At 46.5% G+C, this 17,720-nt stretch carries 16 protein-coding genes; 11 read left to right on the plus strand and 5 right to left on the minus strand.

Features of this window, described 5'->3' with window-relative positions:
• Position 1 precedes the first annotated feature (1 nt).
• From AYJ58_RS12240 to hyaA, 4 genes are read right to left on the minus strand one after another with little or no spacing between them, the layout of a single operon-like run.
• The gene (locus AYJ58_RS12240) at positions 2–559 is read right to left on the minus strand and encodes a HyaD/HybD family hydrogenase maturation endopeptidase (RefSeq protein ID WP_106650338.1); all 558 of its coding nucleotides are present in this window, start codon (positions 557–559) and stop codon (positions 2–4) included.
• A 7-nt stretch (positions 560–566) separates the two neighbouring features.
• Positions 567–1,241: a Ni/Fe-hydrogenase, b-type cytochrome subunit gene (gene cybH / locus AYJ58_RS12245; RefSeq protein ID WP_106650339.1), complete on the minus strand. Its 675-nt coding sequence runs from the start codon at positions 1,239–1,241 to the stop codon at positions 567–569.
• A 19-nt stretch (positions 1,242–1,260) separates the two neighbouring features.
• Positions 1,261–2,964: a nickel-dependent hydrogenase large subunit gene (gene hyaB, locus AYJ58_RS12250; protein WP_106650340.1), complete on the minus strand. Its 1,704-nt coding sequence runs from the start codon at positions 2,962–2,964 to the stop codon at positions 1,261–1,263.
• Positions 2,965–2,967: 3 nt separating this feature from the next.
• Positions 2,968–4,104, minus strand: coding sequence for a nickel-dependent hydrogenase small subunit (gene hyaA / locus AYJ58_RS12255; protein ID WP_106650341.1), 1,137 nt, complete (start codon positions 4,102–4,104; stop codon positions 2,968–2,970).
• Positions 4,105–4,489: 385 nt separating this feature from the next.
• On the opposite strand from hyaA, the gene AYJ58_RS12260 reads away from it, so the two are divergent.
• The 10 genes from AYJ58_RS12260 (at position 4,490) to AYJ58_RS12310 (ending at position 16,652) form a co-directional block, all read left to right on the plus strand.
• Positions 4,490–4,957, plus strand: a complete 468-nt coding sequence (locus AYJ58_RS12260) for a TlpA disulfide reductase family protein (RefSeq protein WP_106650342.1) — start codon at positions 4,490–4,492, stop codon at positions 4,955–4,957.
• Between the two features lie 3 nt (positions 4,958–4,960).
• A complete protein-coding gene (locus AYJ58_RS12265) occupies positions 4,961–5,179 on the plus strand; it encodes a DUF4266 domain-containing protein (RefSeq protein WP_106650343.1) in 219 nt (72 codons plus the stop codon).
• 124 nt (positions 5,180–5,303) lie between these two features.
• On the plus strand, positions 5,304–6,623 hold the full coding sequence (locus AYJ58_RS12270) for a DUF3570 domain-containing protein (protein ID WP_106650344.1): 1,320 nt from the start codon (positions 5,304–5,306) through the stop codon (positions 6,621–6,623).
• 130 nt (positions 6,624–6,753) lie between these two features.
• On the plus strand, positions 6,754–7,662 hold the full coding sequence (locus tag AYJ58_RS12275; RefSeq protein WP_106650345.1) for an FAD:protein FMN transferase: 909 nt from the start codon (positions 6,754–6,756) through the stop codon (positions 7,660–7,662).
• Positions 7,663–7,696: 34 nt separating this feature from the next.
• The gene (locus AYJ58_RS12280) at positions 7,697–8,356 is read left to right on the plus strand and encodes a response regulator transcription factor (protein ID WP_106650346.1); all 660 of its coding nucleotides are present in this window, start codon (positions 7,697–7,699) and stop codon (positions 8,354–8,356) included.
• Positions 8,357–8,440: 84 nt separating this feature from the next.
• Positions 8,441–9,838 (plus strand): ATP-binding protein, encoded by a 1,398-nt coding sequence (locus tag AYJ58_RS12285; RefSeq protein WP_106650347.1) that lies wholly within the window; start codon positions 8,441–8,443, stop codon positions 9,836–9,838.
• Between the two features lie 489 nt (positions 9,839–10,327).
• On the plus strand, positions 10,328–11,956 hold the full coding sequence (locus AYJ58_RS12295; RefSeq protein ID WP_106650349.1) for a glucan biosynthesis protein G: 1,629 nt from the start codon (positions 10,328–10,330) through the stop codon (positions 11,954–11,956).
• A gap of 23 nt (positions 11,957–11,979) precedes the next feature.
• On the plus strand, positions 11,980–14,163 hold the full coding sequence (gene mdoH, locus AYJ58_RS12300; RefSeq protein WP_106650350.1) for a glucans biosynthesis glucosyltransferase MdoH: 2,184 nt from the start codon (positions 11,980–11,982) through the stop codon (positions 14,161–14,163).
• Between the two features lie 223 nt (positions 14,164–14,386).
• Positions 14,387–15,949, plus strand: coding sequence for a L,D-transpeptidase family protein (locus AYJ58_RS12305; protein ID WP_106650351.1), 1,563 nt, complete (start codon positions 14,387–14,389; stop codon positions 15,947–15,949).
• A gap of 154 nt (positions 15,950–16,103) precedes the next feature.
• Positions 16,104–16,652, plus strand: coding sequence for a DUF882 domain-containing protein (locus tag AYJ58_RS12310; RefSeq protein WP_028760165.1), 549 nt, complete (start codon positions 16,104–16,106; stop codon positions 16,650–16,652).
• Here AYJ58_RS12310 and AYJ58_RS12315 read toward each other — a convergent pair.
• Complete coding sequence (locus AYJ58_RS12315) at positions 16,603–17,034, minus strand: hypothetical protein (protein ID WP_106650352.1); 432 nt, start codon at positions 17,032–17,034, stop codon at positions 16,603–16,605. The genes AYJ58_RS12310 and AYJ58_RS12315 overlap by 50 nt on opposite strands.
• 303 nt (positions 17,035–17,337) lie before the next feature.
• On the opposite strand from AYJ58_RS12315, the gene rplY reads away from it, so the two are divergent.
• A complete protein-coding gene (rplY, locus tag AYJ58_RS12320) occupies positions 17,338–17,625 on the plus strand; it encodes a 50S ribosomal protein L25 (protein ID WP_028760163.1) in 288 nt (95 codons plus the stop codon).
• Positions 17,626–17,720: the final 95 nt, after the last annotated feature.

The following is a 17,720-nucleotide window of genomic DNA, read 5'->3' on the forward strand; positions in this document are numbered from 1 at the left end:
TCTATATGCTTTCACTAGTAGTAACGCCGCGTTTATAAGAGTCAGGGATCAGCGAGTCGATACTGTGCTCGGCAACACGCGTTGCAGTGAACCCAAGGGAGGCTAAGTGGGATAACAAAGTTGATTCCATTAACGGCACTGCTGCGGCGACTTTAGGAGTCAAGCCCAGCACCATAGGTTCGAGCACGGTTGGGGTGACGCCCAGCACAAAGGTCTTAGGTCTGTCGCCAACCATTTCCATCATATTGAGGGTTTGCAGCATTTCGACTTCATGGGCGCTGCCTTGCCAGTCGATTTCCTTCGGAGCCTTATCAAAATCGAAGAAGTAGACTTCGCCCGCTTCTACGCCATTGGCATTGACAGTATCGACCACGATTAAATAATCATATTGGCAAATAATGGGAATGAGTCCCTGGGCCAAGGTGCCGCCATCGAGCAGCTTCAGCTGGTGAGACTCATGGGTAAACTGATAATTATCAGCGATGTAATTGACAAAATGTACGCCGATGCCTTCATCGGCGTACAGGACATTGCCAATACCGAGTAGCAATATCTTCATTGGACTCCTAGTGGTGTGAGTCTGGCTTTGGGTAGTCATAGCCAGAGACAATCGAGTCAACTGAGTTATGTTTGAAGCGTATCCCTGACCAAACCGCCATATAGACGTGGATAACCACAAAGATAACAAATGCCCAAGTGAGGTAGTGATGCCAAATCCTAACTTGTGCTAGCCCACCCATTTGTGCCGTGATCCAAGCGGCGCTGCCCCAAAGCATGCCACCTAAACCTTGGTGATACACATTGGCATACAACACCAGACCCGTTATACATATCACGAGAGCGACCAGTGAGATTGCTACATAAGTCACAAATTGCAGCGGTCCGTAGACACCCGCTTTATGTAAGTGCCCCATCCATAAGTAGGATTTCAGCTGAGTGATCCAACTTTTTACACTCATCACATCGCGAAATGAGCGCCGCTCGATGTCGCTTCGGCTGAAAAAATACAGGTAGAAGCGCACTAAAGTGACCGCGGTCAGTACAAAACCGCAGATCAGATGCGCGAAGCGGATCCAGCCTTGTACGAGTACGTCCGTACTTTCAGGCGCCACAAGAAACGGCCAAGCAATATAGAATCCGGTGATCACTAGCACCAGAATTGACAGTGCCCTGAGCCAGTGAAAAATCCGTATTGCCGGACTAAAAACCAGTGTCCGAATGCGGGTTGCAGAATGGTTCATTTTGCGTTCCCTCCCTCGATTATTGATCATTGGGGCTGACACGGAACTCGCTCAATGCTTGGCCTTTGAAATCCATCACGTGTACAGAACACGCCATGCAAGGGTCAAATGAGTGAATAATACGTATCACCTCAAGGGGCTTAGTAGGATCTTCCAGTTTCATGCCAATTAAAGAGGCTTCATAGGGACCCATTTTACCGTTGGCATCCACAGGTCCTGCGTTCCAGGTAGTTGGTACCACGGCTTGATAGTTCTCAATCACCCCATTTTTAATGCGGATCCAGTGGCTTAACATGCCGCGTGGCGCTTCGATCATGGCGTGGCCGACATACTCTTTGCTTGGGTCTATATCCGGCTTCACATAGGTTGCTTCATCGGACTGAATATTCGTCAGCAGCGCATCGAAGGTTCTTAACCCTTCCTGGGCGACGATAACTGTCTGTAGCATCCGCGCTGCGGTGCGGCCTAAGGTGGTAAACAGCGCTTCAACGGGTAAACCCGTGCGGGCGAGCAGGGCGTTAACCGAGTCCACAACCACTTTATTACCGCGGGCATAACTCACCAATAGGCAGGCTAATGGGCCCACTTCGACGGGTTCACCTTGGTAGCGGGGTGATTTAACCCAAGAGTATTTGCCATCACCATCCAGTGTTGGCAATTTGCCGTAGACGGTATCGCGTTCAACAAACCCCGTGTAATTAGGGATCGTTGTACCGTCATAGGGATGTTGCGGTGCATCGGCGCTATACCAAGCATGGCTAACGTCTTCGGCAATCAGATCTGGATTCACATCACTGACGCCAGCAAGGTCGCCATTCATGATCACGCCTTGATTAAACATGTATTCGCCATTGGCTAACACAAAGTCATCGGTCGCCATGAAGTTTTTCACGTTTACGCCGCCAAGCACGCTAGGTTCAGTACCAAAGGCTTCGGCCGCCATCACGATATCTGCTTGATAGGCACGCAGAATAAAGTCAGTCACGGTCGCATGTTTTTGCTTCCATTCCTGCAGGCGAGCAGGGCTTAACATGTCACGCACCGACGTCACACCACCAACAACAACGGATTGTGGATGGGGTGATTTACCACCAAAGATGGCCAGCATTTCCGCCGCAACACGTTGTACTTCAAGCGCTTTAAGGTAGTGAGATAGCGCGATAAGGTTTTGCTCTGGAGTAAACTTATAGGTGCCATTGCCCCAATAAGCGTTGGCGAAGGGGCCTAATTTACCGGTTTCGACAAAGCCTTTGACTCTTTCTTGTACCGCTTTTAAATCACCTTCACCCGCCGCTATGGGTTTGTCTGTGTATTGCAGGGCAACTTGTGCCGCTTTAGCAGGATCGGCGCTCAGTGCAGACACCACATCAACCCAATCAAGACCGTGTAGATGGTAGAAATGCACAATATGGTCATGCATGTATAAAGAGGTTTGCATCAATGAACGTAAGTATCTCGCGTTCAACGGAATTTGAATTCCCAGAGCGTTCTCAACCGCTTCAGTGCCGCAGCGGTAGTGGGAATAGGTACAGACACCACAGATACGTTGCACAATAAGGCCAACATCCATAGGGGTACGGCCTTTGAGAATGACTTCAATACCGCGCCAGAGTGTGGAGGATGACCAAGCCTTATTGATGACGTTATTTTCGTCAACTTCGACTTCGATACGTAAGTGACCCTCGATACGTGTGATAGGGTCGATAACAACGCGCTTGCTCATGGGTTATTCCTCCAGCGGTTTGGCAAAAATACTGGCAACGGCATGGGCTCCAATGCCCACCACAGTTGCGCCTAAAATCACCGCACCAATAGTATCTGCGGTCGCATCCAATCCATGGAGGAGTTGACGGCCAAGGGGTTTTTCAAAGTCGGCCATGTCATCCCAAAAGTTAGGTTCTGAGCAGCCCATACAACCGTGTCCAGCAAGTACTGGCCAGCTAGTGTGATGATTAAAGCGCTCGGTAGGGCAGTTGTTGTAGGTGTAAGGACCTTTACAACCGACTTTATAAAGGCAGTAGCCTTCTTTTGCGCCGTGATCGCCAAATTCTTCAACGAATTCACCGGCATCGAAGCGGCCGCGGCGTTCACAGTTATCGTGTACCCGTGCGCCGTAAGCCCATTTAGGTCTATTAAACATATCCAGCGCAGGTAATTTGCCGAACATGATGAAGTACATCAAAGTGCCGACTATGTTCTTTTCGCTCGGTGGGCAACCGCCTAAGTTAATCACGGGTTTACTGACCACTTCATGCACGCCTTTCGCCCCCGTTGGGTTTGGATAGGCGGCTTGCACCCCACCAAATGCCGCACAAGTGCCGACAGATATAATCGCGGCGGCGCCATCTGCTGCATGTTTGATGATTTCTAATCCTGTGTGGCCTTTACAGCCCACAGTTAAGAAACTGCCGTTATTGGCGGTCGGAATTGCCCCTTCAACGGCCAGTAAATAGCGGCCCTTGTAGGTTTCGAGTGCATTTTCGAGGTTTTCTTCGGCTTGCCAACCCGCAGCAGCCATTAAGGTTTCGTGATATTCCAAGGAGATATGATCAAAAATCAGCGAATCTAGATTGGGGGTATCGGTACGAATTAAGGATTCTGAGCAGCCAGTACATTCGGCCATGTGTAACCAGATTAAGGGTACACGGTCGGCTAATTCGGCAGCTTCGGCTACTAAGTTACTAAAGGGGAGAGGTAATGCGAGCATGCTCGTCACCATGGCACTCCACTTCATAAAATCACGGCGACTAATGCCGTGCTGTTGCATTTTCTCAATCAGCGATTGTTGTTGACGGGGAGCGAATTGGCGCAGTGCATCTAAGCGCGCCTTTCCCTGTTCATATAGGGCTGCATGTGTGTCCATGGGTCAACCTTTTTTGTTATTTAAATGTAAATTGGTAAGGGTTTACATAATTGACAGGGTCAGTTTAGGCCGTTGGAGTGTAAAGATTCTTGATGTATATCAAGAATTTTCAAGAGATGTGATAGAACTGAATTTGACATTTAATTAACATGACACAGATCTAATTTCACTTTTTCTAATGGGACAAAATGTCTCACATTTGCCATTTTGGATGAAATCGGTCACTTAATCAGCGCTCATGTGATTAAAGTTGCGCTGTTGAAAATGCCGACCTTAAGTGGGGGAGTCTGTGCATACGGCTTAATTGGACTTATATCAGCTTGTTTAAGAAAACCTTAAGATTCAGTTAATAGATTCGAACGTAATCGTTAATGCGGAATATGCTATGAAGAAAATATGGTTGTTACTCAGTTTAATGGCCGCTGGCGTACAAGCCGCGCCGTCGTTGGATCACCAAGTGTTTAACGCGCAAAACCAAGCCGTTTCTCTGAGTGAGTTTAAAGGTAAAGTCGTCTATGTCGATTTTTGGGCCTCTTGGTGTGGGCCTTGCCGTAAATCTTTTCCTTGGATGAATGAGATCCAAACAAAGTATCAAGATCAAGGTTTGGCCGTCGTGGCAATCAACCTAGATACAGATAACGAGTTAGCCCAAGAATTCTTAAAACAAGTCCCCGCCAATTTTTCAGTGCGTTTCAATTCCGAAGGAGACGTGGCGCGCAGTTTCGATTTGCTCGGTATGCCGAGCAGTTTCATGTTCAATCGCCAAGGTCAGCTAGTGCAGCATCATGTTGGTTTTTATGCCGATAAAGCCGCTGAATACGAGCAAGAACTCGTCAATTTACTTAAGGAGTAATTTATGCTTAAACCCGCATTAGTCGCAGTCACACTCATTATAGGTTTGAGTGGTTGTTCAAATTTAGGGGTGCAGCCATGGGAGAAAGGCCAGTTGGCGCGCGCTGATATGGCGCTCGACAGTGAAAAGCTCGATCTGGCGCTCGATGATCATGTTTATTTTAGTAAAGAAGGCAGTAGCGGTGGCCGTGCCTTTGCTGGTGGTGGATGTGGCTGTAACTAAACTCTCCGTTGGTGTTAGTTGCCCTTAGATGTAACGCACAAATGTAACGCGCAGATGTGCTTAAATTACGGGCGAAATCCCGCGGTATTGAATAGATAAAAGTGACCTACAGGTGTTGTCAGCTATGACCCAAAAAAACAATCAAATAAATGCAAGACAATCGAAACAGATTGCGGGTGCGTTAGCCTTAGCCAGTTGTGGGCTGTTTGCCACCAGTGGCCACGCGACTGAATTATCTAAAAAAGCTGACGACTGGAAGGTCGATGCTGCGTTAATGTATTACGGTGAGCAGGATAGAGTGCAGGCCGTTGAAGCCATAGGTACAGCGCAAAAAGCCTTTGGCGATGATAGCGTGCTGGATCTTAAACTGGTGGTCGATAGCTTAACCGGTGCCTCGGCTTCGGGCGCTGTGGCTCAAAGTACCAGCCAAACCTTTACTCGTCCTTCGGGCAATGGCCAATACAGTGTGGCAGCGGGCGATACACCGCTCGATGACACGTTTCACGATACTCGCGTACAAGCCAATGTCGGTTGGAGTGAAGTGCTAACACCAGATTGGAAACTCAATGTTGGCGCATATGGCTCGAAAGAGTTTGATTATATGTCAATGGGGCTCAATGCCAGTATTGAACGCGGCTTCAACAAAGACAACACGACGTTATTTTTAGGCACGTCTTACAGCTTCGATGTGGTCGATCCTGTCGGTGGACGTCCGGTAGATTTATCCTCAATGGCGGTTCGCGATAACTTCGCCAGTGAAGAAGCATACCGCAGCGCATTTGATGCGACTCGTCAAAGTAGCAGTGATAACAAGCAAACCGCCGATGTGATGCTAGGCATCACCCAAGTCCTGAGCCAGCGCTGGTTGTTGCAGGCCAATTATGGTTTATCAAGTGTGAATGGCTATTTAACCGATCCCTATAAAGTACTCAGTGTGGTGGATAACAATGGCATCACTCAGGATCTCTTGTATGAAAGCCGCCCCGATTCTCGCTTGAAGCATAGCTTCTATGTGATGACTAAAGGCGCGTTGGATGCGGGCGTGGTGGATTTTTCCTATCGTTATAATACTGATGATTGGGATCTCACATCGCACACCTTAGAAACCCATTACCGTTATTACTTTACGGGCAATTTTTACGGTCAATTGCATCTACGTTATTACCAACAAACGGCGGCTAACTTCTATCAACCTTTCTTGATGGCGGATACGCCATTGCCAGAGTTTGCCAGTGCCGATTATCGTATCGGTGATATGTCGGCTTATACGATAGGGATTAAATTTGGTCATCGATTATCGGGCGGTCATGAGATGTCGTATCGCTTAGAATATTACCAACAGGATCCGAAAAATAACGGTACGACTATTCCTGGAGAGCTGCAAAACTTTGATCTGTTCCCAACACAGAAGGCGATAACAGCACAGTTTAGTTATTCTTTTTAATACGAAATAATGCTACTGACTCAGATAGCAAGGCGTTAAACTGTATGGGTAGCTTAGCTACCCATACTTAATTTTTCCCTGAGCTTATTTGAGCTGAATTCCAGTGGGATGCCATGTGAAGAGGTGATTTATGATGTCGACATCATCCCTAAAAACCGCACTTTATTCGCTGCAACGCCGTGATTGGGGTTATCTGGGCGAATTTAGGGCCATGGCGAGTCCCTGTGAAATTCTCATCGCATGCGATCAACTCGATATTGCCGATGATATGTTGGATATGGCTGTCACTGAGGCGCTGCGTATCGAGCATAAGTACAGTCGCTTTATTGCGCAGAATTGTCTGTGGCAATTAAATCATGCCAATGGTCATAAGCAGCTTATCGATGAAGAAACCTGGCAGTTGCTGGCTTTTGCTAAACAATGTTTTCAGCTCAGTGATGGACTCTTTGATATCTCCGCAGGGCCGTTAATGGAGCTGTGGCGTTTTGATCCCAAAGCCCAGTTGCCCGAACATGCCCGCATTCTTGCCGCGAAAGCCTTAGTGGGGTTTGAACGTATCGAGTTTGATTCGCGCCATATTGAGATGCCAACGGGCATGAAATTGGATTTTGGCGGCGTTGCTAAGGAATATGCAGTCGATAGAGTCGCCTATGAGTTGGCTGAATGTTATCCAGATATTCCTGTGCTAGTGAATTTTGGTGGCGATATCGCCTGTCCTGTACCCAAAGTGAACCCATGGCAGGTGGGCATTGAAGATCCACAACACCTCGATCACGCGGCTAATGTACTGGCGATCAGTCAGGGTGCATTAGCGACTAGCGGTGATACCCGGCGGTTTTTTGAAGTCGATGGAAAGCGTTACGGCCATATTGTCGATCCCCGCACTGGCTATCCCGTCGTCCAGGCGCCACGCTCAGTGACTGTGTTAGGGCCAAATTGCGTGACCGCAGGAATGCTGGCGACTATGGCCATGTTACAGGGCCAAGATGCGGAAGTTTTTTTACAGCAACAAGATGTTAAGTTTAGTATTTTCCGTTAAAGGTTCTTTTAAAAGGCCCTGTTAAGGACATTGAATGCGTATTATGTTGGTTGAAGACAATGAGTTATTAGCCCAAGGGATTTGCTTAAGTTTGGCAAAGCTGGGCATGCAGGTTGATCACCTTGATAGTTATCAGCAAGCATTACAGGGCGTTAAAAATGAAAGCTTCAGTGCCATAGTGCTCGATCTGGGTTTACCCGACGGTAACGGTAAAGATTTACTCAAGGCGTGGCGTCAGCAGGGGGTGTCAATTCCTACAATAGTGCTGACCGCCAATACGGATTTTGACACTAAGCTCGAATGCTTAGACATGGGCGCCGATGATTATCTCGGTAAACCTTTTGATGTGCGTGAATTGGCCGCGCGTATTCGTGCCATCGTCAGACGCCAGTACGGGCTCGATCACAACAGTTTGATTATTGGTGCGCTGTGTATAGATTTAAATACACGCGAAGTGACCTTTCGCGATCAAAATGTGCTGCTTTCACGGCGTGAATTCCAGTTATTGCTTGAACTCGCACAATCAGCGGGTCGTGTATTGACGCGCAGCCAACTGGAACAGTTAACCTATGGTTGGGATGAAGTCGGCAGCAATTCGATTGAAGTGCACATCCATCATCTACGTAAAAAACTCGCTAATGAGTTGATTAAAACCGTGCGCGGGATTGGCTATACCTTGATTGAAATTAATTAGTTCGCTGAATTAAGTGACAATACCCACGTTTGTGGGTATTGATACCTCAGTTATTCGCTGAGGTTTAAACATTAGGAAACTGAAGTGATTCGATTAAAGGGGCTGGATGTGTATTCACTGCGCTTGGTACTGACATTATTGATTTTGTCAGGTATTTCAGTGTCCGTTGCTGTTTCTAGCTGGTTGAGTACTCGGGATTCTAAGCATCAAATAGAAGAACTCTTTGATGCGCAAATGCTACAAACCGCAAAAATGCTGGAGCTGTTTTATCACACTGAGCCGGGGGCGATGCCCCAGAGTATTGCAAGGCCGCAAGTGCTCCACGTTCCCGATAGCCAGATCAGTTCCTTTGCCGAAAAAGCCGATGCCCTGAAACTCGCCTATGAGCATAAATTGGCGTTTCAGATTTGGAGTGAGGCGGGCGAAGCCTTAGTGCTGTCGGACAATATTGGCCATCAACCTATCACCCGATTCGTGCAGGGTTATCATAAGAAAGTGTTCGAGGGTGAACTCTGGCATGTGTTTAGTTTTTTCTCGGTCAAAAATCATGTTTGGATTGTCACCGCCCAGCAGGATGAAGTTCGCCAAGAGCTGGTATCACAAATCATGCACAACGCGGTAATTGTGCCCTTGATTGTGGTGCCTTTGACACTTCTTATTGTTAGCTTATTGTTTTATTTGTTGTTCCGGCCATTAAAAACCTTCGAAAGGGAGTTGATTGGGCGGGCGCCGAACGATCTCACGCCGTTGACTATGTCGTTACCGAAAGAACTCGTACCCGTTCGCCGTGCATTAAATTTATATATCAATAGCATAGCTAGATTCATTGCCCGTGAACGCCGTTTTAGCGCCGATGCCGCCCATGAACTGAAAACACCCTTATCTGTGATTAAATTACATCAACACGGTTTAGAGAGCCTGATTGACGATGATCCACAGCAGAAATTTCATCTAGCCGCGATTGATGCCGGCGTGGTGCACATGAGTCACACCGTTGAACAGTTACTCGTGTTAGCGAGGGTGGATTCGATTAATGAGCTCAATGTGTCATCCCACGCTATCTTGCCTATGGTTGAAGATGCACTTAATCAACTGATGCCACAAATCACAGATTATGAATGGAATATCGATATCGCACCCCAATTGACCGTGACCTGCGATCGTTTTTATCTGCTGCTGGTACTAAAAAATATTATTGAAAATGCCTGCAAATACAGCCCGCAGGAATCAGAGATTTCAGTGTCGGCTCATTCATTGGGTGATGCGATTAGTATCTGTATCGCGGACCGCGGCCAAGGCATGACAGAGGAGCAGATTGCTAATGCCACAGAGCGTTTTTATCGTGTGAATGAAAATGAAGGCATAGGTGCCGGTTTAGGCTTATCTATCTGTCATCACATCATTGAATTGCACCAAGGCCGTTTAATGATAGCGCCAAGGGAGCAGGGCGGATTATCTGTGACGCTCTTTCTGCCACAATAGTTCAGAAGTTAACATCTTAAAATAGATCTGCAGTTTAAGTGACATCACCTCAGCGGTTTTGATACATTTGCGTGAGCGTAATGGTGAGTTTGTCAGCTATCTTAGAAAAATCCTTTGGTTTACCAACAGATGGGTTCGCTAATTGCGATTTTTCATCTAAGATGATCAACACTAAGTTGAGACTTTTAAAATCTTATTTTACTTTCAAAAATGTAACATTTGGATCACTTAACCTGCTTTTGTAACTGTGAAAGCAGAAATAAGCATGATAATGTTATTTTTATATTCCTTTTGAGTATAAACTTATTCTCAAATAGTATTGTGTAGAAGGGGTTAACTGCATCTTTATTTATGAGTTTTTTTCTCCTTCTGATATCTTTCGCGATATGTAAGCAACTGTTTTTTTTCGCCCCTAAGTGAGGGTGAAAAAAATTCACTGTATACATAAAAAACATTGATTTCTTAGTTTATTTTTTAGGTTACCTATCTATGGTTAGCTTGTTGCGTTGCCCATCGTCCAAACCTTATTCGTCACTCATTTGTTCACTGACGCTAGGCGCTGTTGTCGCCCTGTCTGGTGTCACGTACGCTGAAGAGACAAAACCCGCCGAGACAGTTCCTGTGGTAACTCCGCCGAAAGTGATTTCTCAGCCCGCTACAAAAAATCAAGTGAGATTCACTAAAACAGGCGCTTTCGATAGCGATACTGTGGTGAAGATTGCAAAACGTTTGGCAGCGAAACCGTATGTGGCCCTTAAAGACCCGTTACCCGCTGGCCTGGCTAAACTTTCATACGATGAATATCGTGATATTCGTTTTAACCCGACTGCGTCCATTTGGCGTGATCAGGGCGTGCCTTTTCAAATGCAAATGTTCCACCGTGGCTTCTATTTCCAAGATTTGATCGAAATTGCGATTGTGGAAGGTCAGAACGCAACGCACTTGGCCTATGAGCCTAAGTATTTCACTGCGGGTGAAGTGATTACCCAAGCGTTACCCAATGACGACATTGGTTATTCAGGTTTTCGCATTCATAACCAGCTGAATACCAACGGTGTGTTTGACGAACTTATGGTGTTCCAAGGTGCGAGTTATTTCCGTGCTTTAGGTAAAGGTAACGCCTATGGTTTATCTTCACGTGGTTTAGCGTTAAAAACTGCCGATGCCGAAGGGGAAGAATTCCCAATATTTCGCGCCTTCTGGGTTGAACGTCCATACAATGACAGCAACCTGATTGTCGTGCATGCCTTGCTAGATAGCCCAAGTGTGGCGGGTGCTTATACTTTCTCTGTCCGTCCTGGTGATAACACTTTGATTGACGTTGAAGCGACGTTGTTTCCGCGAGTTGAGCTGAGCAAAGTGGGTTTAGCCCCAAGCACAAGCATGTTCCTGCATTCACTCAATGGTCGTCATGATACCGATGACTTTAGACCTGAAGTGCATGATTCTGACGGTTTATTGATGTTAAACGGCCGTGGTGAGCATTTATGGCGTCCATTGGCTAACCCACGTCAATTACAGGTCAGTGCGTTTTCTGACAACTCACCACAGGGTTTTGGTTTGATCCAACGCGAGCGTGATTATGCGTCTTACCAAGATTTAGAAGCACATTATGAACGTCGTCCAAGCCTGTGGATTGAGCCTGTGGGTAACTGGGGCCAAGGTTCTGTGGTGTTGACTGAAATTCCGACAGAGTCTGAAATTCATGACAACATCGTCAGCTACTGGAAACCTCGTCAGCCTATTCCTGCGGGCAGTGAATTCCACTTTGCCTACCGCATGAGCTGGGGTGAAGAACCCGCGGCTAAAGTCGGTGCTGTGCATGTGTCTCGCTCTGCCAGTGGCCGTGCCGATATTGCTAAAGCAACACCAAGACGTTTATTTGTGGTCGACTATCAAATTGAAGGTCCGATGACAGATGAAATGCCAGTTGCTAAAGTAGAAGCGTCTGGTGGTGTGGTTACCAATGTGGTGATTGCCCGTAATGCAGCCAATAATGGCTATCGCTTAGCTTTTGAATTAGAGCCAGAAGATAAAGAACTTATCGAACTGCGCGCTGAACTCAAGTTCCCAACTCCTCGTCAGGTTGAAACCTGGCTCTATCGCTGGACGCTGTAAGGTTCATGACGGAGCAACATGATATGACTGTATCCGAAAACTCGGTACTCGAGACGGAAGTCCTCGTGGGTGGTAGTGCTATGCCAAATGAACGGCCTGGCGCTATGGAACCCCAAAATTTAAGTAAGATGCCAGAGGGATTCCCTCGCCGTAGTACAGTGGCGAATGGAGTACGTTCGCGTGCTTCACGCCGCTTCTTAGTGGTTGGCGGTGCTTTATTACTGTCTTTATTTGCTATTTATGAAATGGGTGCGGTATTTAGTATCGGTGGCATTACGCCGCTAGAATATCTCGTGTTGGCGTTATTTGCGGTCAACTTTTGTTGGATCGCCTTAGCGTTTTGTAGTGGTATTGCGGGTTTTTTAATTTTGCTGCGCAAACCGCGGGCAAAAGATCTGCAAGTGACTGAGCTGCATACGCGCACCGCGATTTTAATGCCGACCTACAACGAATCCCCTGATAGGGTATTCTCTGCGGTTTCTGTGATGGCAGAAACCTTGTCGCAAACGGGTCATGGTCATGCTTTTGATTGGTTTATCTTAAGTGATACCACAGATCCCGATATCGCCTTACTTGAAGAGCAGGCGTTTTTGGTGTTACGTCAGGAAACCCATAAACATTCGCGGGTCTATTACCGTCGTCGCCGTAAAAACGTCGCCCGTAAAGCGGGTAACGTGGCGGATTTCTGTCGTCGTTGGGGTTCGCGCTACGATCATTTATTAGTGCTTGATGCTGACAGTTTGATGGAGTCTTCAACCATCACAGGTTTAGCCCAGCGTATGCAGGCCGACCCTGATGCGGGCTTAATTCAAACCATTCCGTCGTTGATTAACGGCACCACTTTAATGGCGCGTTTACAGCAATTTGCAGCGCGCATTTATGGTCCTGTCATTGGTACTGGTTTAGGCTGGTGGGTACAAAAAGAAGGTAACTTCTGGGGCCACAACGCCATTATTCGTACCGAAGCTTTCATGACCGCGGCCGGATTACCCAACCTTAAGGGCAAGCCGCCTTTTGGTGGCCATATCATGAGCCATGACTTTGTTGAAGCGGCACTTATTCGCCGTGCAGGCTGGAGTGTTGTCATTGCCTATGACTTGCCCGGTTCATACGAAGAATGTCCACCATCAATTATCGACTTAGCCGTGCGTGATCGCCGCTGGTGTCAAGGTAACTTGCAGCATTCACGTATTTTGCCGACCAAAGGTCTGCACTGGGTGAGCCGTTTGCATTTACTGACGGGTATCATGGCCTATTTATCATCACCTTTCTGGTTGATGTTGATTTTGACCGGTTTGATGTTAGCCCTGCAGGCACACTTTATTCGACCTGAATATTTCACCGATCAATTTTCACTGTTCCCCACTTGGCCCATCATGGACTCGGATAGGGCATTGAGATTGTTCTACATTACTATGGGTGTCTTGTTCGGTCCTAAAATATTCGGCGTCTTGTTACTGCTTAAAGACGGCGAGTTTGCTCGCAGTGTGGGTGGCCGGATTAAAGCAATATTCAGTGTTATTTTTGAGGTCATACTCTCAGCGCTGATCGCACCTATCATGATGTTTATCCATTGTGGCGCGGTGATGTCTATTCTGATGGGCCGTGACAGTGGCTGGTCGCCGCAACGTCGTGATGACGGCAGTATGCCTTGGATGACGCTAATCTATCGTCACCGCTGGCATATGCTGGCGGGTGTGATGTTAGGTTATGCGGCGATTTTGGATTCTTTGACTTTGTTAGCTTGGATGAGTCCGGCTTTGATTGGACTCTGGATTGCCGTGCCTATTTCAGCTTGGACGGGTTCTGTTAAAATCGGCGAAGTGTTCAAGCGTGCGGGTATTCTTGCGACACCTGAAGAGCGCAATCCTGCAAAGATTTGCTTGCAAGCACAGGAAGCACGTGCCGCTTACCAAGAACACATTGCTGAGCCTTGGACATTAGCACAGGTGCTTAAAGACCCTGAGTTGATGGAATTGCATTTGGCTATGGTAGATAAACAGCCTTTGCGCGCTGCGGGGACTCCGATTGAAGCGATGGAAGCGATAGTGCATGTGAAAGTGTATGAGGCTCGTTGCCAACAGAGCGCATTAGCTGTATTGAATCGCCAAGAAATGGCGATGGTATTAGCGAATCCTTTGATGTTACGTAGCTTGCAGAAATTACCCGAGCAGTTTGTTGAAGAAGATCTGGTGTCTTTTTGCTAAAAAATATCAACACATAGCCAACCATTATTAGCGCAGCATTTGCTCATAAATGAAGTTGGTTATGATGATAATGAAAATGCCACTGACGACCTCAGTGGCATTTTTTCTTTTCATAATCTGCAGTTTTCCCCTAGTAATTAACTGATCCCCATGGAATAGTCGTATTACATGACTGACATGATCGCTGGTTTTCAGCTGACCTTAAATAGCGAAGGGAGTATTTATGGTATTGCACAAGATAATCCAGTATTTCCCCCGCTTTGTACGCGCATCGCACACTAAGCAAATACCCAAGAATTGCCGTTTTTGGCTGATAGTGCTGAGTGTTATTGCCTGGTTTCCTATTATGTTAACGACGTTGGCGATGGCCGCCGACGAGACTCAAGCCATTTCATCTGATCCCAGTATTAGCGTACAGCCAAGCATGCAGCATGTGCAGCCAAGTACAGAGGGTAAAGCGGCTGAGCCCGATGCAGTCTTGCCACTTACGGCACTCGTACTACAGGTGTTGTTGCTGGATCTTGCAGGCGTTAATCCTGTTTTTGGTCTGCATTATCGTGAATTAACGCTATCACCAAATACCTTATCAGCGGCTGATGTGGCGCGGGTTAAAGCTGATGTGACGGGCTACTGGCGTTATATCAAGACCTTTGCGCAATGTAATAACGGCGCACCTGTAGACACAGTATTAACCGTTATTCCAACGGATGCTCAATATCAGAGGGTGCTAAAACAAGTCGCCCATTTAGTGCAATTGGATGCGACTGAGCCTTGGGAAACCTTAGTGTTGGATGAAAAGTTAACGGCCGGAATGAGCCATCCACTCCTTGATATCATAGCTAAACGTTTGTGGCTTTTGGGTGATTTAGAAACAGAAGCAACAACGAACCTTGTCTATAGCGAAGAATTGGTGGTTGGTGTTAAACGTTTTCAACACAGGCATGGGTTAAAACAAGACGGGGTGATTGGTAAGCAGACCATGTATTGGCTGAATCAATCGCCAAAAGCGAGGGCTGTCTTACTGGCTAAAAATACCATTCGGCAACGAGTGTTTGAACGTAAGTTGGAGCCAAGCTACTTGCTGATTAACGTGCCCGCCTTTGAAATGACCTTAGTCGATAATGGCACCTCAGTGCTTAATTCCAAAGTAATAGTGGGCAAGTCTTCACGGCAAACGCCACTGCTGGATAGCCAGATTTCCAGTGTGGTCCTCAATCCCAGTTGGCGAGTGCCAAGCAGCATTTTACGCCGAGATATCCTGCCGCAAATTCGGCGAAATGGTCATTATCTTAATGAACGCCAATTTGATGTGTATGACTATAACGGTCAATTGGTGCAACACATGCCAGAAGAATGGCAGGCTTTAGCTAGCACTTCGTTTCCCTATCAGCTAGTGCAACGCCCAGGGGCGAAGAATGCATTAGGCAAATATAAGTTCCACTTTGATAACAGTTTTAGTGTTTATTTGCATGGCACTTCTGAGCCAAGTCTCTTTAATAAGGACGATAGGGCACTATCATCAGGCTGTATTCGGATTGAAAAAGTCACTGAATTAGCTCAATGGTTTAAGGAACATTTAGTTAAAGATAAGCGTTTATGGGACAAATTAGCCCCAGATGTAACGCAGCCCCAGTGGTTTTCACTTTCTCAAAAGCTGCCAGTGCATCTGGTGTATTGGACTGCGTGGCTAGATGACAGTGGGCAAGAGCAATACCGTAATGACATTTACCATTTAGAAGCTGAGTTGACGAATGCCGTGCCTGCCACGGTTTTAGATCTCAATTAAGATTTTGCACGATAAAGCAGAATTAAGATAACAAATTGAACTCGCAGAGCATTTTAAAATCGTGGGCAGAATAGGGTTGGCAAAACTTGATCTTAGGGCCTATTCAGTATAATTTGCTTGATTAGTGACCAAAAAGCATACAAAAGGTGATCATGTGACTTTAATATGTCCTGCCCGTAGGCAGTTATTGTTAGGCCTTAGTGGTGTGGCATTATGTTCCTTTATTCCCTCAAAAGCGGTTGCCAGCCGTTCAACCAAAGGGATCCGCGAGTTAAGTTTGTTTAATCGTCATACTGGCGAGCGCGATGACGGTAGTTACTGGGTAGATGGTCATTATCAGAGCAAGGTGTTAGACAATTTTAATCATTTGCTGCGGGATCATCGTCAGAATGTGGCAGCGCCTATGGATAAGCGCTTATTTGATTTACTCCACTCGCTCAAAACAACCTTGAATACCAACGATGAAATCCATGTGATTTCCGGTTACCGTTCACCAAAAACCAATGCCATGCTCGTGAGCCACAGTGGCGGAGTTGCTAAGAAGAGTTATCACATGCGCGGCATGGCGATGGACATAGCTATCCCTAGCGTTAAACTAAAAACCCTCAGAGAAGCGGCTTTATCCCTGAAACTCGGTGGTGTGGGTTATTATCCTAATTCTGGCTTTGTGCACGTCGATTGTGGTCCGGTAAGGCACTGGTAGCAATGATCTGTTGTTGGATCTGCTGATAAAAATCTTGTTCCAAGGCTTGCGATTCGATCAAGTAATGTCTGAGCAGCGGGATAAATTGTTGATTGAGTTTGTTCATTTCTCTATGTTGTTGCCAATCACAGATCAATAGGCTGAGACGTTGTGAAAATTGATATTGTCTTTGCCTCTGCGACTCAATATCGACGGACTCAATAATTTGCATAAGTAAGATCAAGCTGCGGTTTTTTTGTTGGGTGCAGGCAAGCAATTCTAAGAATTTTAATTCGAGGGTATTTTGCTGATAAGGAACGGTTTCGATAAGAGAGACGAGTTCACGGGCCAGTTGGCATGAAAGTCTATTTTCTTGTTGTAACTGGTATAGCGCATGACGCATTTTTTGACACAGCAGTTATCGAAATTTGCCCGAGCTTAACAGGCTTCTCAATTTCCCAGTGTGATCTAGATCTCGTGTTTTTTGTTTGAGATCAAAGCCTTTTCTCAGCTGTAACAGTCAAGATACAAGTTCTTCAATTTGATAAATAGCTACCTTTTTTACTAACGCCGTGGCTTAAAAATTGGTGGGGTGTAGGATTCTTGTGTGCCTTGGGTATCTATGTTAGTATTCGCGCGCTTTATATGAGCCGTCATTGGTCGAAAATGTCGGCAACTTTTTACTCTAAATTTAAGTGAGAAACACATGTCTTACACTATCCAAGCACAAACCCGCACTGAAATAGGGAAAGGTTCGAGCCGCCGCCTACGCCATGCTGGTAAGGTTCCTGCTGTTATTTATGGCCAAGGCAAAGAGCCAGTTTCTATTGTTTTTGATCACAAAGATATCATCAACATTCAAGCTAACGCTGATTTCTACACTTCAACTCTGACTATCGTTGTTGATGGTAAAGAAGTGGGTGTACGCGCACAAGCTATGCAACGCCACGTGTTCAAGCCAATCATTGAACATGTTGACTTCGTTTACGCTTAATTGTCGTAACTGAAGCAAAAAAGCGCCTAAGGGCGCTTTTTTTGTGGCTGATTTTCACGCGACTGATTTTCATCTGATGGATCGGCGTGACTCAT

Origin of the sequence: Shewanella sp. Pdp11, from assembly GCF_002838165.1 — a bacterium.
Classification (GTDB): domain Bacteria; phylum Pseudomonadota; class Gammaproteobacteria; order Enterobacterales; family Shewanellaceae; genus Shewanella; species Shewanella hafniensis.

Bases quoted from the DNA above. Each gene is read 5' to 3' on its own strand.
- AYJ58_RS12240 (WP_106650338.1), bottom strand. From the start codon at position 559: ATGAAGATATTGCTACTCGGTATTGGCAATGTCCTGTACGCCGATGAA.
- cybH (WP_106650339.1), bottom strand. From the start codon at position 1,241: ATGAACCATTCTGCAACCCGCATTCGGACACTGGTTTTTAGTCCGGCA.
- hyaB (WP_106650340.1), bottom strand. From the start codon at position 2,964: ATGAGCAAGCGCGTTGTTATCGACCCTATCACACGTATCGAGGGTCAC.
- hyaA (WP_106650341.1), bottom strand. From the start codon at position 4,104: ATGGACACACATGCAGCCCTATATGAACAGGGAAAGGCGCGCTTAGAT.
- AYJ58_RS12260 (WP_106650342.1), top strand. From the start codon at position 4,490: ATGAAGAAAATATGGTTGTTACTCAGTTTAATGGCCGCTGGCGTACAA.
- AYJ58_RS12265 (WP_106650343.1), top strand. From the start codon at position 4,961: ATGCTTAAACCCGCATTAGTCGCAGTCACACTCATTATAGGTTTGAGT.
- AYJ58_RS12270 (WP_106650344.1), top strand. From the start codon at position 5,304: ATGACCCAAAAAAACAATCAAATAAATGCAAGACAATCGAAACAGATT.
- AYJ58_RS12275 (WP_106650345.1), top strand. From the start codon at position 6,754: ATGATGTCGACATCATCCCTAAAAACCGCACTTTATTCGCTGCAACGC.
- AYJ58_RS12280 (WP_106650346.1), top strand. From the start codon at position 7,697: ATGCGTATTATGTTGGTTGAAGACAATGAGTTATTAGCCCAAGGGATT.
- AYJ58_RS12295 (WP_106650349.1), top strand. From the start codon at position 10,328: ATGGTTAGCTTGTTGCGTTGCCCATCGTCCAAACCTTATTCGTCACTC.
- mdoH (WP_106650350.1), top strand. From the start codon at position 11,980: ATGACTGTATCCGAAAACTCGGTACTCGAGACGGAAGTCCTCGTGGGT.
- AYJ58_RS12305 (WP_106650351.1), top strand. From the start codon at position 14,387: ATGGTATTGCACAAGATAATCCAGTATTTCCCCCGCTTTGTACGCGCA.
- AYJ58_RS12315 (WP_106650352.1), bottom strand. From the start codon at position 17,034: ATGCGTCATGCGCTATACCAGTTACAACAAGAAAATAGACTTTCATGC.
- rplY (WP_028760163.1), top strand. From the start codon at position 17,338: ATGTCTTACACTATCCAAGCACAAACCCGCACTGAAATAGGGAAAGGT.